Origin of the sequence: Domibacillus robiginosus (assembly GCF_000966195.1) — a bacterium.
Classification (GTDB): Bacteria; Bacillota; Bacilli; order Bacillales; family Domibacillaceae; genus Domibacillus; species Domibacillus robiginosus.
The window spans coordinates 28,338-44,973 of record NZ_LAHL01000038.1 but is presented as its reverse complement, the minus strand read 5'-3'; the positions used below and the strand labels follow the sequence as shown (position 1 = coordinate 44,973).

General features: G+C 46.8%; 14 protein-coding genes, 1 pseudogene and 2 riboswitches. Of the genes and pseudogenes, 8 read left to right on the top strand and 7 right to left on the bottom strand.

The window, feature by feature from the left end:
- Positions 1–125 precede the first annotated feature (125 nt).
- Entirely contained in the window at positions 126–767 is a 642-nt protein-coding gene (locus VP97_RS16755; RefSeq protein ID WP_245629920.1) for a DsbA family oxidoreductase, read from the top strand.
- Between the two features lie 64 nt (positions 768–831).
- Here the strand turns inward: VP97_RS16755 and VP97_RS16750 are convergent, their stop codons facing one another.
- From VP97_RS16750 to VP97_RS16740, 3 genes and pseudogenes are all read right to left on the bottom strand, one after another.
- On the bottom strand, positions 832–1,896 hold the full coding sequence (locus VP97_RS16750) for an ATP-binding protein (RefSeq protein WP_245629917.1): 1,065 nt from the start codon (positions 1,894–1,896) through the stop codon (positions 832–834).
- 393 nt (positions 1,897–2,289) lie between these two features.
- Positions 2,290–2,762 (bottom strand): annotated as a pseudogene (locus tag VP97_RS16745) (ASCH domain-containing protein).
- Entirely contained in the window at positions 2,755–3,930 is a 1,176-nt protein-coding gene (locus tag VP97_RS16740; RefSeq protein WP_050183224.1) for an MFS transporter, read from the bottom strand. The pseudogene VP97_RS16745 and the gene VP97_RS16740 overlap by 8 nt, the downstream one beginning before the upstream one ends.
- 181 nt (positions 3,931–4,111) lie before the next feature.
- A riboswitch (guanidine-I (ykkC/yxkD leader) is annotated at positions 4,112–4,207 on the top strand.
- Between the two features lie 68 nt (positions 4,208–4,275).
- Between VP97_RS16740 and VP97_RS16735 the strand changes: the two genes are divergently transcribed.
- The 5 genes from VP97_RS16735 to atzF all read left to right on the top strand — a co-directional run bounded on the left by VP97_RS16735 (position 4,276) and on the right by atzF (position 12,674).
- Positions 4,276–5,637 carry an APC family permease gene (locus tag VP97_RS16735; RefSeq protein ID WP_050183223.1) on the top strand — a complete coding sequence of 454 codons (1,362 nt, stop codon included), beginning with the start codon at positions 4,276–4,278 and terminating at the stop codon, positions 5,635–5,637.
- An 89-nt stretch (positions 5,638–5,726) separates the two neighbouring features.
- A riboswitch (guanidine-I (ykkC/yxkD leader) is annotated at positions 5,727–5,833 on the top strand.
- Between the two features lie 84 nt (positions 5,834–5,917).
- Positions 5,918–6,646 (top strand): urea amidolyase associated protein UAAP1, encoded by a 729-nt coding sequence (locus VP97_RS16730; RefSeq protein WP_050183222.1) that lies wholly within the window; start codon positions 5,918–5,920, stop codon positions 6,644–6,646.
- The gene (locus VP97_RS16725) at positions 6,646–7,299 is read left to right on the top strand and encodes an urea amidolyase associated protein UAAP2 (protein ID WP_050183221.1); all 654 of its coding nucleotides are present in this window, start codon (positions 6,646–6,648) and stop codon (positions 7,297–7,299) included. The genes VP97_RS16730 and VP97_RS16725 overlap by 1 nt, the downstream gene beginning before the upstream one ends.
- A gap of 13 nt (positions 7,300–7,312) precedes the next feature.
- The gene (uca, locus tag VP97_RS16720; protein ID WP_050183220.1) at positions 7,313–10,969 is read left to right on the top strand and encodes an urea carboxylase; all 3,657 of its coding nucleotides are present in this window, start codon (positions 7,313–7,315) and stop codon (positions 10,967–10,969) included.
- Positions 10,929–12,674 carry an allophanate hydrolase gene (atzF, locus tag VP97_RS16715; RefSeq protein ID WP_050183219.1) on the top strand — a complete coding sequence of 582 codons (1,746 nt, stop codon included), beginning with the start codon at positions 10,929–10,931 and terminating at the stop codon, positions 12,672–12,674. The genes uca and atzF overlap by 41 nt, the downstream gene beginning before the upstream one ends.
- A gap of 33 nt (positions 12,675–12,707) precedes the next feature.
- Here the strand turns inward: atzF and VP97_RS16710 are convergent, their stop codons facing one another.
- Positions 12,708–13,142 (bottom strand): DnaD domain protein, encoded by a 435-nt coding sequence (locus VP97_RS16710; RefSeq protein WP_050183218.1) that lies wholly within the window; start codon positions 13,140–13,142, stop codon positions 12,708–12,710.
- A 161-nt stretch (positions 13,143–13,303) separates the two neighbouring features.
- Between VP97_RS16710 and VP97_RS16705 the strand changes: the two genes are divergently transcribed.
- Positions 13,304–13,600, top strand: coding sequence for a hypothetical protein (locus tag VP97_RS16705; protein ID WP_050183217.1), 297 nt, complete (start codon positions 13,304–13,306; stop codon positions 13,598–13,600).
- 42 nt (positions 13,601–13,642) lie between these two features.
- On the opposite strand, the gene VP97_RS16700 is transcribed toward VP97_RS16705, so the two are convergent.
- Positions 13,643–14,269 (bottom strand): LysE family translocator, encoded by a 627-nt coding sequence (locus VP97_RS16700; RefSeq protein ID WP_050183216.1) that lies wholly within the window; start codon positions 14,267–14,269, stop codon positions 13,643–13,645.
- A gap of 224 nt (positions 14,270–14,493) precedes the next feature.
- Here VP97_RS16700 and VP97_RS16695 point away from each other — a divergent pair, with 224 nt between their 5' ends.
- Positions 14,494–14,844 carry a hypothetical protein gene (locus tag VP97_RS16695; protein ID WP_050183215.1) on the top strand — a complete coding sequence of 117 codons (351 nt, stop codon included), beginning with the start codon at positions 14,494–14,496 and terminating at the stop codon, positions 14,842–14,844.
- Between the two features lie 122 nt (positions 14,845–14,966).
- Here VP97_RS16695 and VP97_RS16690 read toward each other — a convergent pair whose 3' ends face one another.
- Positions 14,967–15,683 carry a YebC/PmpR family DNA-binding transcriptional regulator gene (locus tag VP97_RS16690; RefSeq protein WP_050183214.1) on the bottom strand — a complete coding sequence of 239 codons (717 nt, stop codon included), beginning with the start codon at positions 15,681–15,683 and terminating at the stop codon, positions 14,967–14,969.
- Between the two features lie 73 nt (positions 15,684–15,756).
- Entirely contained in the window at positions 15,757–16,542 is a 786-nt protein-coding gene (locus tag VP97_RS16685; protein WP_050183213.1) for an enoyl-CoA hydratase-related protein, read from the bottom strand.
- Positions 16,543–16,636: the final 94 nt, after the last annotated feature.

The window sequence follows — 16,636 nt, the reverse complement described above, 5'->3', positions numbered from 1 at the left end:
GTGCCTTGGCGGCGCCTTTTTTTGTTTCACGTGAAACGCAGCTCAAAAGCAGATGGTTAGACGAACGGGCATTGGCACTATATAATCAGCCCAAAGGGAAAAGAAAGGAGAATGTCGTTTTGACAGTGAAAATCAGCGTATACTCCGATTATGTTTGCCCATTTTGCTTTTTAGCAAAACAGCCGCTTTATGAAGTCCTTAAAGAAAAAGATGATATAAATATTGAATGGATTCCGCTCGAACAGCCTATGCAGTCACCGCTTTATCCAGAAGACCGCCTTCAGCTTTGGAGAGAGATTGTTTATCCACTGGCCCAAAAAATGGGTGTTTCGATTATTCTTCCGAATGTGCAGCCATACCCGAGTTCCCGCCTTGCGTCTGAAGGCTATTATTTTGCGAGAGAAAACGGAAAGGCGGACGAATACAATGACCGGCTCATGCATGCTTTTTTTGGGGAGCAGCAAAATATCGGCCAGATAAACGTTCTTACCCGGCTAGCTGCCGATATTGGTTTAGATAAACAGGCCTACCGTGAAGCGCTTGAGCAGCGTTTGTACAAAAACATACACAACAAGGCATTACATGATGCTTATAACGAAACCGGAGTAACACGCACACCCCTTTTGGTCATCGGCTGTACGAAAGTAGCTGGTATTCAATCAAAAGAAGAAATTGAATGCCTTATTGAGCAAGAAAGAAAACCAAAAAAGAAAAAAATATCGCTGCTGATGAGTGGTCAGTCCTGCGGTCCAAATGGGTGTCAATAAAAAAGCCGTCCATTGTTTGGACGGCTTTTTTATTTCTTTGCGTACTCTGCAAAGACTTTTATGTTTATTGAGTTATCGGCAGTCGAATACAAAAGGTAGTCCCTTCTCCAAGACGGCTTTCAACAGAAATATGCCCGCCGTGTTCCTGAATGGTTGTATACACCTGTGTAAGGCCAAGACCTGTGCCGTCTGATTTGCTTGAGAAAAAGGGGGTACCGAGCATGGACAGTTTTTCTTCAGGCACGCCAACACCCGTATCTGCTACTTTAATATACACCCACTGGCTGTCACAATAGTGGCTAATTTTTATTTTTCCTTTTTCATGAATGGCTTCTAAGGCATTTTTGATTAAATTAAAAAAAGCTTTTAAGTATAAATTCTTTTTCCCGAGAATCCGGCTGCCCGGATTGCGTAAATCCATTTCAACCTCTACATTATATAATTTGTCCTGGAATAGCAGCATTAGCGATTCAAGCTCTTTACACAAATCAATGGGTATAAGAGGCTCATCCTGCAGGTCCGGCTTTGAGACCTGTAATAAGTTCTGGAGCGTCATCAGGGCTTTGTCGAGTTCATTTTCCATCGTCTGCAAATAAGGATGTGAATGGGATTCTTTGAGTAGCTGTAAAAAACCTTTCACGGCTGTAAGCGGGTTTTTTACCTCATGGACAATACCGGCTGCAATCTGCCCGACTGAAGCAAGCTTCTCTCGGTTTTTAAGCATTTTTTCCGACTCTTTGCGGACAGATATATCCCGAAAAACGGATTGCATAACTTTTCGATTTCCATACATGACCGGCCGGCAGTAGAGTTCTGTTTCTACAACGCTTCCATCTGCCCGGATAATTTTTTCTTCAATAAGCGGTGACAGTACATCGTCTGCCATTCCCTTTTGAATTCGTTTCTTGAGCCTCTCATGTGATGACGGCTGAAACACAGATAGAATATTATCACCGATAAGCGCTTTTTTGGAGGCACGCAAAAAATTCGCCCCAGATTCATTGATATAAAGAATTTTATAATCATCATGAATCACAATCGCTTCAAGCGAATATTCGATAATACTCCGATAGGTTTCCTCTCGCTCAACAATGGATTGATTGATTTGATCGGGCATTATACCTGTCAATTGCCCCCACTCCTCTTTCCCATATTCCCCCTGTTTCTTTACTTCAATTCGATATCTGTAGTGCTTTTTCCTTTTCATGCTCGAAAAAACACTGCTTATTTTTATGCAAATGCTACTTCAGTCATGACTGAATAAAAAAGAAAAGAGTAAAAACGGTCACCGCTTTGAAGGAATACTTTTACTTGTTTCGGTTCATTCACTCGCAGTACCAGCTCCATCATACCTTTTTCTGCTCATCAACAGCACTGTTTGAACAGGCTTTTCAAGAATAATAACCACTTGCGCCCTTGCCACCTCAAAGCCTTTGTACGTAAACAGAAGGATGTCTTTCCTGGTCCAGTTCCCCAATCAATCATTATATGGGAGCGAATGAACAGTTCACTGCCACGATTTTTAAAGCGCTTTCTTTTTGACCGATTCTACCTTTACATCAAGTAGAGAAAAGCGTTCACAAACAAGCCGGCATATCTTCCTGAAAACTCCTGCCCAGCTTTTGAAGTTCTTTCGTGAAAAAATCTTTATGTGCTTTATACCAGTATGTGTATGAATGATCTCCCTCGCCCTCCGCTTCTGCAAATGCAGCGGGCACCTCATTCATAGGAATAACCTGCACATCTGTTGTTTGAAATAAAAGCTACCGGCTCTTCAAGTCTGTTCAACACGATACCGTAATTTCCTTTTTCGGGAAGCTGCTCCTGCTCGATTTGGTAGAAAATCAATCCCGAGCAGATTGCCGTTTTGAGTCCGTCCACAACAGGCTGAGCGAGTTCATCCACACTGGCATCAAATGACCAGGCGGATACAAACGGCGGGTCGCTTTCTTCTTTCCAAAACGACCTCCAATACACTTTTGCTGCTTCATTCATCTCGGGTCGCCCTTTCATAATTTCTCAACCGGTGCATAGCCACTATGCCGAGTAAAGGTCCAAGTCCAAGAATAGAAAAGGCCCATTCCCATCCTATATATACCTGTATCCATGATATCAAATTTATGGATATAATTGTTAGCAAAAAGCCTATACACATTTGAAATGTCAGTGCAGTACCTAAATAATCCGGTTCTGCAAATTCAGAAACAGCCGCTGAAAACTGAGCCGAATCCGCAATCACAGAAAAGCCCCATATAAAAGAAACGATGACCATAAGCAGCTTTGATTCACCAAATGTAAAGCCAATTACAAAAGCACAGGCGGCACTTACGCTCATTGCCCAAATAGTCATTCTCGCACGACCCATTTTATCCGACAGCAATCCTCCTGCAACACAGCCCGCTGCACCGGCCAGGCCAATCGTTAAAAATGACAGCATAGGAGATTGATTTAAACCGCCTGCCGCCAGAAAAAGGGGAAGCCATGTCCACATTGCATACAGTTCCCACATGTGTCCAAAATAACCGTAGTTCGCCAGCATCACCGGCTTGTTACGCATTACTTTACCAATCATATGCACAGAAAAAACAGATGGTTTGCCCTGCTGAGGAGCGTCCTGCACAAGCCGAATCATGATGAAAGCAGACGAAGCGGATAAAGCAGAGCTTAAAATGATGACTTCTTTCCAATTTATATTTGAGGCCATGACGGATAGCAAATGCGGCAGCGCCGAACCAAGCGTCAAGGCACCAATAACAATACCAATGGCCAGGCCACGATGCTTTGGAAACCATAGCGTTAACACTTTTACAGCAACTGGATACACACTTGCGAGTGCTGCTCCGGTCAGAAAACGCAGCAAAATACCTGTAGAAGGATGGGCCGCAAACAAAAGCAGACTGTTTAGGAGCGCTCCTGCCAGCGCCGATATCATAAATAATTTTCTCGCTGCAAACCGATCAGAAATTCCTAAGACGGCGCTGATCAAAGCGCCAGCTGCAAACCCGGCTGGTACAGCAGCTGACACCCACGGTTTAGCCGCTTCCGCCAGCCCCCAGTGTTTTGTCAGATCACCGATTACAGCAGAAGCACTGAACCAAAGACTAAGCGCAAAAAAAACAGCAACAGAGCCCCATCCTAATGCTCCCCATTTTGACTGCTTCATTTCTCTTCCTCCTCTTTCTCTGTCCAGAACATTGTACAAAGAAAAGAGCGTAAAAGGGATGGAAAAGAGAAGTCGAAATATTTTGTCATAAAATCTAACATGTTCGTTGCACATCCTCTTTTTTCTCTCTATACTCCGAATTATCAAACAAATAGAGGTTCTTATTATCGCAATCAAGAACAAAGATGCTGCCTAGGGTTCCGGTTGAAAAACGTCTGGTCCAAGAGGGAGCGTACAGTATGGACTGTATACACGGAGGGATAAAAGCCCGGGAGAATTTTACATAAAATTCTCCCGGGCTTTTTTATTTTTCTGCTACATTTAAAAAAGAGGGTGAATAAAGATATGACTGAAAAAACGACACTTGCGAAATCACTGAAGCTGCATCAAGTTGTGTTTATGGGGCTTGCCTGGATGACTCCAATGATATTTTTCACTGTTTATGGCGTTGCTTTTGAAGCGGCAGGCGGGATGATGGCTGCTGCTTATATCGCTGCTTTTCTGGCTATTTTCTTTACGGCTTACAGTTATAGCCGTATGGTCAAAGCGTATCCAATTTCAGGTTCTGCTTACACTTATACGAAAAAAGCGATTCATCCTAAAGCCGGATTTTTAGTTGGCTGGGCCCTTTTAATGGATTATATTTTCTCGCCGATCATTGCTGTTTTAACATTCGGTATTTTTATGAACACCGAGTTTCCAACCGTTCCGGTTTTTGTCTGGATTATTGTCATGAATGTGGTGCTTGCAGTCGTGAATATTGTTGGCATCAAGTCAGCCGCGCGCGTCAGCGGTATTTCAGTTTTTGTACAAATTGGATTTATCCTGTTGTTCTGCCTGCTCATCGTAAAAGATATTATAACTGGCGACACCGGGTCGAGCTCTCTGTTTTCACTCGCGCCGTTCTTCGGTGAGCATGCTTCACTAGGCGCTGTTTTTTCCGGTGCAGCACTGATCTGCTTCTGCTTTCTCGGGTTTGACGCTATCACCACGATGTCAGAAGAAACAATTGAAGCAGATAAAACGATCCCAAAAGCGATTTTTCTTATTGTGTTTATTGCAGCGACAATGTACATTGCCATTTCGTATTTAACGCAGGTTGCTTATCCTGACTTTACATTTACGAATCCAGACAACGCCGCTTACAGCCTTGTACAGCTTGTTGGCGGAAACCTCTTAAGCTCTTTGTTTATCATGGTTTTGATCATTGCTACGTTTACGCAAGGGGTTTCTTCTGTTACAAGTGTCAGCCGGTTCATGTATGCGTTGGGACGTGAATCGATCCTGCCGGAAAAACTGTTTGCCTCTCTTCATCCGAAATATCAAACACCGGTTGCAAACATCTTGTTTGTCGCCGCCATTTCTTTATCGGCTGTTTTTATTAATCTGGACACAGCCGTTACGTTTGTCAGCTTCGGCGCTTTGACCGCTTTTACATTCGTGAATGTATCCGTTATTGCTCATTACTATGTAAAGCTGAAGAAACGCTCAGCGAAAGAAACATTTTTATACCTTGTTTTCCCACTGATTGGCGCCGGGTTTATCGGCTGGCTTCTGACTCTTTTAGATAAGCACACACTGACGTATGGCATACTCTGGGTAGTCATTGGCTTCGTTTACTGGTCTGCTAGAAAAGCCTGGCTTTCGGCTCGTAACAAACAGCAGAATATTCAAACAAAAACGGTTGTCCAGCAAAAAACCATGTAAGATAATCTAACACAAATATTGTTTTCAGTTTTTTCAGATTGTTATACTTGTTGCATAAACCAATAAAGGTTTCCACATTGCGTTGGAAACAAAAAGCTGTCTAGGGTTCCGTTTAAAGAGTTTCTCTTTAAAGACTGGTCCGAGAGAGAGCGTACAGCTGCTGCTGTATACACGGAAGGATAAAAGCCTGGGAGACGACCATCTCCCAGGCTTTTATCCTTTTTTCATGATTCCATTCGAGCGCCCTGCGCTTTGTTCATCCAAAAGGAGGCTGTTTTACATGACTGATATGTTAACGAAGTATATTCCTGCTGGCGGCAAATGGTCCGGCCGGATCAGCCGCGGCAAGTCCATTACATTTACGGCGACTGAGGATGGCGCCAATATATCTCTTCTTCTTTATTCCGCCATTGATACGGCAGAGCGTTACAATATGCCGGATACATTAAAAGCTCAGCACACTGCCCACTTAACGGCAGGAAACGTGCTGATGAGCGATAACGGACGCGTGCTGGCCAGCCTCACAGCTGACTCACTCGGCTGGCATGATACGATTTCTGGTTACATCTCACGCCGCACTGTCGACGAGCGTTACGGACGAACAACCTATCAGGAAAAACGAAATGACTGGTACCGAAGCGGTGAAGAAAACTTTGCCGTTGAACTGTTCCGCAACGGCCTGACAACACGCGACCTTGTGCCGGTTGTGAATTTGTTTTCCAAAGTGTACTGCACAGAGGACGGCCGCATGCATTTTGTTTCCAGTCATGCCCAAAAAGGCGACTCTGTCACACTGCGGACGGAATTAGATGTTCTGCTCGTTTTATCCAATACGCCAAATCCGCTTGACCCAAGCCCTGCCTACCCTTCTGTACCGGTAAAAATGGAGATTACGGATGCAGCTCCGGTGCAGGAAGATGATCTTTGTTTAAATCATCGCCCGGAAAACCGGAGCGCTTTTGAAAATACATGGGACCACACAATGCTTACTCAAGGAGGCGTTCGATAATGGCAGTATTACATCACGTTGTGAGCGATCGAAAAGCAGAGGATGCTTTTTATAACCAAACCATTCCAGCCGGCGAAGGCTGGACGTATACGCTGGAGCCGGGACAGGTGCTTCGTATTGTCGATTTGGAAGGAAATCAAGCGGCAGACACACTATTTTATGATGCAGACAATCCGGCAGATCATTACAGTGCGGTCAACACGATTACACGCCAGGGTAATGTGTATTTAACAACCGGCTCTGTTCTTTTATCCGAATCAGGCAAAGAACTTGTCCAAATTGTGGCCGATACATGCGGCAGTCACGATACGCTTGGCGGCGCCTGCTCGGCACAAAGCAACACAGTGCGCTATTCACACGATACGCTGCCGATGCATAACTGCCGTGACACGTTTATGCTGCAGCTTTCCCAAAACGATCCACGCTTCACAAAGCGGGATCTGGCTCCTAACGTGAACTTTTTCATGAATGTACCAGTCACACCGGACGGCGGATTAACCTTTGCTGACGGCGTTTCAGCTCCCGGCTACTACGTGGAAATGCAGGCAGTGAGCCGGACACTTGTCCTGATCAGCAACTGCCCGCAGTTAAATAACCCTTGTAACGCTTACAATCCGACACCGATTCAGCTGCTGATCTGGAATCAAAACTAAAGGAGCGATGACCATGTTTACAAAAGTATTAATTGCCAACCGCGGAGCCATTGCCGTCCGCATTGAACGAACTCTTCGCCAAATGGGCATTGCATCTGTTGCGGTCTACACAAAAGCAGACCAGGACAGCCTGCATGTTGATTTAGCAGATGAAGCGATTTTAATCGGGGAAGGCGCAGCGAAAGACAGCTATTTAAATGCCGAGCTTATTTTAAACACCGCCATCCAAACAGGCGCTCAGGCCATTCACCCGGGATACGGATTTCTAAGTGAAAATGCTGACTTTGCCCGTGCCTGCCGTGAAAATGGCATTGCGTTTATTGGTCCGACACCAGAACAAATGGAGCTGTTCGGCTTAAAGCACTCTGCCCGTGAAATGGCGGAAAAAGCGGACGTTCCGCTTCTTTCTGGCACAGCACTGATTACGGACCTTGAAACGGCTTTGTCGGAAGCAGCGCGAATCGGCTATCCGATTATGTTGAAAAGCACAGCGGGCGGCGGCGGCATCGGCATGCGTGTCTGCGGGGATGAAACCGCACTTCGCGACGCCTTCGATTCAGTCTGCCGTCTGGCCGAGACCAACTTTAACAACGGCGGTGTGTTTTTAGAAAAGTACATCCAAAAAGCGCGCCACGTGGAAGTGCAAATTTTCGGCAATGAATTCGGTGAAGTAGCCGCGCTTGGCGAGCGGGACTGCTCGATTCAGCGGCGCAATCAAAAAGTCGTCGAGGAAAGTCCGGCTCCCTGCCTCCCTTCTGCGGTCCGTAAACAAATGCTTGACTCTGCCAAGCGTTTGGCAGAAGAAGTCGGCTACCGGAGTGCGGGAACCGTCGAATTTTTATACGATCCAGAAGCAGAAGAGTTTTATTTTCTTGAAGTAAATACCCGGCTCCAAGTCGAGCATGGCGTAACCGAAGAAGTGCTCGGCATCGATTTAGTGGAATGGATGGTGCGCGAGGCAGCGGGCGAATTACGCGAGCTCAGCCACTTGTATGAAGCGCCAAAAGGCCATAGCATTCAAGCGCGCATTTATGCAGAGGACTGCTTGAACGACTTTCGGCCAAGCGGCGGCCAGCTTGACCAGGTCCGCTTCTCTGAACAAGCCCGTATTGAAACATGGGTGCGGGATGGGCTGAACGTGACTTCTCTTTACGATCCTATGCTGGCAAAAGTGATTGTTCATGCTGATACGCGCGAAGAAGCCATCGACAAGCTGCACGCCGCACTTCGTGAAACACGTCTTTACGGTGTGACAACGAACCTTCAATACATTCAAGCGCTCCTGCAGGAAAATGACTGCCGCAATGGTCTCGTTCATACCCGTATGCTCGACGGTTTTACACCGGCGGAACAGGCGATTGAAGTGCTTGACGGCGGCATTCAAACGACGGTGCAGGACTGGCCGGGTCGTGTCGGCCACTGGGATGTAGGCGTTCCTCCGTGCGGACCGATGGATCCTTTTTCGTTCCGGATCGGCAATAAGCTTTTAGGGAATGAAGACCGGGCTGCCGGCCTTGAACTGACTCTTCGCGGCGGGTCCTACCGTTTCCGCGGTGATACTACTTTTTGCCTGACAGGAGCGGATATGAAGGCAGTACTGGATGAAGAAGCGGTGCCTATGTACACGGTTGTGCAGGCAAAACGCGGACAGGTGCTGACATTCGGTGAAGCTGAAGCAGGCATGCGCACTTATTTCCTCTTGGCGGGCGGATTGGATATGCCGCTTCACCTGGGCAGCGCTGCAACGTTTACCCTTGGCGGATTTGGCGGACATGGCGGACGGGCGCTGCGGACGGGAGATGTTTTGCAGGTTCATCCTGCTTCCCTTCCTTCTCCTGCGGCGCTTGCAGCAGACAAACAACCGGTTTTCGCAAAAGAATGGACGATTGGTGTGATCCCGGGCCCTCATTGTACAACGGAATTTTTATTGCCTGAATATCTGGAGCAGCTTACTGAAACAAGCTGGGAAGTTCACTTTAATAGCTCGCGCACGGGTGTCCGCTTAATCGGACCTGCTCCGCTCTGGACACGTGAAGACGGCGGTGAAGCCGGCCTTCATCCGTCCAATATTCATGATAATGCCTATGCCATTGGAACACTTGATTTAACAGGTGACATGCCGATTTTGCTTGGTCCGGACGGGCCGAGTCTGGGCGGATTTGTCTGCCCGGTCACAACGGCTTCCGCAGAATTTTGGAAAATCGGCCAGCTTCATGCCGGTGACCGCATCCGTTTTCAGCTGTTAACGCTCCAGGAAGCCGAAGCTCTTCGCCAGGCACAAGAGGAGCATTTGAATGCCATTGGGTTACAAGAAGCGGTTTCCTCGCTTCCAATGCTGCCGGAAGGATCGGCCCAGCTGACACCGGAATATCCGATTCTCATTGAGCAGTCAACGGGCAGCTTCCCGATGACGATCCGGGCAGCAGGCGACGAACACGTCCTGGTTGAATACGGGGAGATGGAGCTTGACCTTCTGCTTCGTTTTCAAGTTCACGCTTTGATGGAAGCCGTTCAAGCACGCCCCGACATTCCAGTTCTTGATTTAACGCCGGGTATTCGTTCTTTGCAGGTTCATATCGATGCTTCTCAAATGTCGATCACGGAGCTTTGCAAAGTTCTCGCAGCGATTGATGAAAAGCTTCCACCGCTTGAAGAAATTGAAGTACCATCGCGTATCGTCCGTCTTCCCCTTTCCTGGGATGATCCGGCGACGCAGCTGGCCATTGAGCGCTATCAGAAAAACGTCCGCCCTGACGCTCCGTGGTGCCCGAGCAACCTCGAATTTATCCGCCGGGTCAATGGGTTGAATGATATCGAAGACGTAAAACGAATCGTATTTGACGCCAATTATCTTGTTCTCGGCCTGGGTGATGTGTATCTCGGTGCCCCTGTCGCAACACCGGTTGACCCGCGCCACCGGCTTGTAACAACCAAGTACAACCCGGCTCGTACATGGACGCCGGAAAACGCAGTTGGGATCGGCGGCGCCTACATGTGTGTGTACGGCATGGAAGGACCAGGCGGCTACCAGTTTGTTGGCCGTACTGTACAGGTTTGGAACCGGCTTCGTGAAACCGAAAGCTTCCAGGCTGGTAAGCCATGGCTGCTCCGTTTCTTTGACCAGATTCAATTTTATCCGGTTAGTGCGGATGAACTGATTGAAATGCGCGAAGATTTCCTGCGCGGACGTTTTGAAATAGACATTACAGAAACCACCTTTAAACTCGGCGACTATTTAGCTTTTCTCGAATCCATTGAAGAAAGCACCCAGGAATTCCGCCAAACACAGCAGGCTGCTTTCCGTGCCGAGCGGGAAAGCTGGCGCGAGCTTGGCCTTGCAGAATATGTATCCGAGCAGGAAACGGCAGAGCCTGCCGAAGAAACCCTTCCAGAAGGAGCGGAAGCTGTCCGCTGCTCGATGCCTGGAAGTGTATGGAAGGTTCTTGTTTCTCCAGGAGACGAAGTGAAGAAAGGCGATACACTCATTATTGAAGAAAGCATGAAAATGGAGTTTCCCCAGCCGGCTCCATGCGATGGCTTTGTCGAGGCTGTTTACGTAGTCCCAGGAGATGAAGTTCATGCAGGACAGTTGATTGTTTCTATTACAAAAGAAAAGCGAGGTGCTTTTGATGAAGACGATAAACCTGCCGAAAACGTTGTCCATTCGTGAATTAAAGAAGGGCTATCAATCAGGTGTTTTGACGCCTGAGATGGTCATTGAACAAGTTATCGAGCGGGCGGAAGCTGATCGAGACATGAATATTTGGATTACGCCGCCGTCCTGGAGCTTTATCCGCCCTTACGTGGAACGGTTAAAAACGCTCGATCCATCTCAGGCACCGCTTTGGGGCATTCCATTTGCCATTAAAGATAACATCGACCTTGCCGGTGTGCCGACAACAGCGGGTTGTACAGAATTTGCTTACACACCCGATGAACATGCAACCGTCGTCGAGCGCTTGATTGATGCCGGTGCCATCCCCGTCGGAAAAACAAACCTGGACCAATTTGCGACCGGCCTCGTTGGAACAAGAAGTCCATATGGCGAAACGCACAATGCGCTGAACTCCGATTTAATCAGCGGCGGTTCAAGCTCGGGCTCCGCCGTATCCGTGGCCCGCGGTCAGGCGGCTTTTTCACTCGGCACAGATACAGCAGGATCTGGACGTGTACCAGCCGGGCTCAACCGGCTGATCGGCTATAAGCCGAGCCTGGGTGCATGGCCGGTCAAAGGCGTTGTTCCAGCGTGTGCGAGCCTTGATTGCGTAACGGTTTTTGCCAATAGCCTGGATGATGCGGATCTTGTTGATCAGTCTGCCCGCGGCTTTGATGCCCGGGACCCATGGTCGAAACAGATTACACGCAAAGCATCGGCCCTTCCGAAAAAAATATTGGTACCAGGCGAATTGCCGGTTTTTTACGGGCCATTCGCAGATCAATACAAACAAGCCTGGCAGCGTACACTAGAAAAATTAAATACGCTGGGCTTGCCTGTTGAACCAATCGATGTCACTTACCTTTCTGAAACGGCTGCTGTTTTATACGACGGACCCTGGGTAGCAGAGCGCTGGGCTGATCTGGGCTCATTTATTAACGAGCATCAAAGCGCCGTATTCCCGGTCACAGAAGCCGTATTACGATCTGGAGCCAAGCCAGAGTATGATGCTGCCTCCGTTTTCAATGCGATGCATACACTTCAGGCGTTTAAACAAAAAGCGCAGCAGCAGCTTCAAGATGCCGTTTTAATTATGCCGACAGCCGGCGGTACATGGACACGCGAACAAGTCCGTGATAACCCTGTTCAAACAAACAGTCAAATGGGGCTTTACACAAATCACTGCAATTTGCTTGATTTGTCCGCAGTAAATATTCCGGCTGAAGATGCAGCCCAAAATATACCGTTTGGCATTACACTGTTTTCCGGTCCAAGAGATGAGCATTTGATTACAGGCTTCGCCGACTTGTTTTTGCACGGGCGCCGCGTATCCGAAAAATCATCAACAACACTGGTTGCCGTCTGTGGCCTTCATATGAAAGGATTTCCGCTTGAAAAGCAGATGCTCGAGCACGAAGCCGTTTTTATCCGGGAAGCAAAAACAGCTTCCGACTATAAGCTTGTAGAGCTCGATACTATGCCGAAAAAACCGGGACTCATTCGAACAACAGAGAATGGCTTCTCTATTGAACTGGAATTGTGGGAAATGCCTATTTCTCAATTAGGATCGTTTGTTTCCCTTATCCCATCGCCGCTCGGTTTTGGCACGATTGAACTCGAGGATGGCACACATGTGCAGGGTTTCCTGTGTGAAGCAAGCGCAGCAGCGTCCGGAAGAGATATCTCTTCCCTCGGCGGATGGCGATATCGCCAAAACTAAAAGCTTCAGCGGCATCGAGCCGCTGAAGCTTTTTTATGAGCGCGTAAACAGCTCCCGAATATAAGCGCCAAGCTGTTCATCTGTTAAATTACTGGCAGCTGCCCCGCGAATCATATCTACTGTAAGAGCTGTTTTTTTCTTTGAGTGAAGAATGTCTGTCATCCAAAGTGTTTTATACTTGGCATGTTCCTTTTTAACAAGATTCATTGCTTCCTCGGCGGTTGCCACCTTCATTCTGCTCCAGTGCATCGCAATTTTAAAAAGAGAAGGGTGACTAAGAGACAAAGAAGCCAGTAATATGTATTGAACGAGAACATTAATGACTTCATCCGACAATTGATAACGTTTATTTAAATCAGCGATAACCGTCATATCCATATTCGAAACTGAGTTTTTTCCAGTAGTATGCATGATCATCTGCCGTGGACTGATACTTTTAAAGTAGGCGGCAGCATTATGGCTTGTCATTAAGAGAGTCCTCCTTTGTAAAAAATGCTTATTCCTTTTCTTTCCCCGCCGGCCCCTTTCTAAAGCCTTCTTTTTTCTAGAAAATGTTTAAAAGGAGAGATTACCGGCTATTCTACTACACAACAGCCCTTTTAACTTCAATAAAGAAAGGATTTTTCCCTATGAGTATACCAAAAGATGTTCACCACACGGACGAACCTGTTCAAGAAACCGGGACTTATATTTGTGCCGCTGGAAAACGGGAGGAATTAAGTGAAGGCGAGCAATTTCCCGTCTGCCCTAACACAAACAAACCAACAACATGGCGGCACGAGGATCATGTTCACCATACTGGCGATCAGGTTACCGAAGCCGGCATGTACGTGGATGAAGACAACAACGAACTTGAGCTTTCGCCAGGCGATACCTTCCCATCCTGCCCTAAATCGGGACAATCTACAGCATGGAAGCATGCTTAATGAAAAAACAGCCTCTGAAAACAGAAGCTGTTTTTCTTTTTATTAGCGGCCTTGAAGTGCTACTTTAAGACCAAGACTGATATAAATGGCTCCAATCATTTTATTGCCCCCCTGGTTCAGCCAGGAAAAACGTTTGATCCACCGACTGATAGGCCCTACAGTAATCGCAATTAGTGTAGTGTACACCACACCAAGCAGTACAAAAATAAAGCCAAGTGTCATAAATTGTACTATGGACGCTCCGCGCGTGGGATCCACAAACTGCGGCAAAAAAGCCAGGAAAAACAGGGCCGTTTTTGGGTTTAATACCTCTGCCAGAATCGCCTGACTGTAAATACGGCCGGCGGAAGCTGCCGATGCTTTTGCCATTTCTGTTTGGGAAGCTTTTGCAAAAATCGCCCGGATGCCCATATAAAATAGATAAAGAGCACCCGCCCATTTCACCATATTAAACGCGGAGGCCGATGTCATCAAAATAGCTGACAGGCCGACGGCTGCAAAAATCGTATGAATTAAATCACCTGTTGCAAGACCCAGGCCGGTAATAACGCCGGCTTTTCGTCCGTTTTGAACCGTTCGTGCAGCCGTTAGTAAAACAGCCGGACCGGGAACCAAAAACAAGCCGATCACAACCGCCGTAAACGTTAGCAATGTCGAAAAATCAAACATGATGCACCCCCACTTCTGCTTCTTATTCTTCTTTTATGATAGCAGGCGCACCCTAAAATAATCCAGTTTATCTTACTAAAGCATTTGAAACAACCGCCTTCATAAATGTCATTTTCTTTGAATATAAAAGGAAAAAAATACTTTTCATGTTAGGATTATGATAGAACCCTGTTCGTTAAAGAGCGAGCCAGGGAAGCGAAACTTAGTGAAGGAGGATGATATGTATGGTGAAGTATTTTTTTGATTTTGCTTTAGCAATATCTTTAAATGGTTTTTCTTATTACACCGCCAGCTTAATCGTTAGTAGTGGCATTCCTTTTTGGCAAGCCCTATTAATTGGTTTTTCTGTTGTGCCACTCGGAGCTCTTACCGAAGCTTTGGGAAGTCCTATGTGGTTGATCGTACTGGTCCCCTTTCCAGTAGGAATGCTGTTACTTTACTTGTTTCTGAATGCAGGTGTTTCCCAATGGTTTCTTACATATTTAATCACGCTAATCATTTATACAATCATACATATACTTATGAGCTACTTTTTTAAATTTCATTCTCTAATACCAGCCTGGAAGCTGTCTTGAATCCCCGGCAAAGCTAGAAAGGTTTTAATAGCATGAACAAATACAGCCCCGCGCAAAACATTTAATTATGCTGTTTGAGTAAAGAAAAAGCAGCCGCTTCGTCGAAGCGCTGCTTTTTCCTCTTATACCAAGTCAACGTTGTGATATACCTGCTGTACATCCTCTAAATCTTCGATAGCATCAATCATTTTCTCGAATTGTGCCTGGTCTTCCTCTGACAAGGTGACATCGTTTTGCGCCAGCATGGTCAGCTCCGCAACCGTGAATTCTGTTACGCCAGCAGCTTTCAGTGCTTCCTGTACGGCATGGAATTGATCCGGCTCTGCGTACACAATCACAGAATCTTCTTCTTCAAGCACATCCCGCACATCAATGTCCGCCTCCATCAAAAGCTCCAGCACTTCGTCTGCTGTTTTGCCTTCCAGACCGAATACAGCTGTCGCATCAAACATATAAGCAACCGAACCGCTGACGCCCATATTACCGCCATTTTTCCCAAATGCGGCCCGCACATCAGATGCTGTCCGGTTTACATTGTTTGTTAATGCGTCAACAATAACCATCGAGCCGCTTGGACCAAAGCCTTCATAGCGGAGTTCGTCATAATTTTCTTCTGCTCCGCCTTTTGCTTTTTCAATCGCACGGTCAATAATGGTTTTAGGCACGCTGTACGTTTTCGCACGTTCAAGAACCATCCGGAGTGCTTGATTGCTTTCAGGGTTTGGCTCGCCCTGCTTGGCTGCTACGTAGATTTCGCGGCCAAATTTAGCATAGATGCGGCTTGTATTGGCATCTTTTGAGGCTTTTTTTTCTTTAATGTTATTCCATTTACGTCCCACAATGAACACTCGCTTTCCATTTTACAATCTATGTCTATTATACAATAAACGTATTGTCTCGTACAAAAAGGGCTTATCGGTCCTTAAAGGCAGGCGTTCGCTTTTCAATAAAGGCCGTTACGCCCTCCTGGACATCTTTTGAAGCAAACAGCCCGGCAAATTGTTCTGCTTCTAGGATCTGGCCTTCTTGAAGCGGCAATGCAGCGCCTGTTAACACAGACTGCATAGCTGCTTTTACCGACAAACGACTTTTTTGTGCAATCAACTCCGCTGTCTCGGCCGCTTTCGCCAGCAGCTGGCTTTCTTCAACAGAATGGTTTACCAGTCCAATTCGTTCCGCTTCCCGCCCATCGATAAGCTGTCCTGTCAAAATAAGCTCAAGGGCTTTTGCTGTATTCGTTAACCTGGCAAGGCGCTGCGTTCCTCCATATCCGGGAATCAAGCCAAGGTTTGTTTCAGGAAGGCCGATTTTTGCTTTATGAGCAGTGAGTCGAATATGGCAGCTCATCGCAAGCTCCAGTCCACCGCCAAGACAGGCACCGTTAATAGCGGCAATAATCGGCTTTTCGGACTTTTCAATTTTTGTAAACAGCGACTGACCCCTCTGTGCGGCTTTTTTTGCTTCTTCTTCCTGCTCAAACAAGGACATCAGTTCTTTAATATCCGCGCCAGCGACAAAAAAAGCGCCGTCACCTGTTAAAACCGTAGCTCGGATAGAGGGATGTTCAGCCAGCCCATCGATACATTGATTAAGCTCTTCCAGCATCCTTGCGTTCAGCGCATTTACCGGTGGGTTTTTGAGCGTAACGTATGCAATGTTGTTTTCCACTTTTATTTGAATCAAAGAAAAAGACTTCATTCCATCCACTCTCCTTTTCATAGGTACTGCTTTATTCTATTGTATAAGAAAAGGAATGAGTATTCATTCATTTATTTCGATAAAAAGGCGTTTG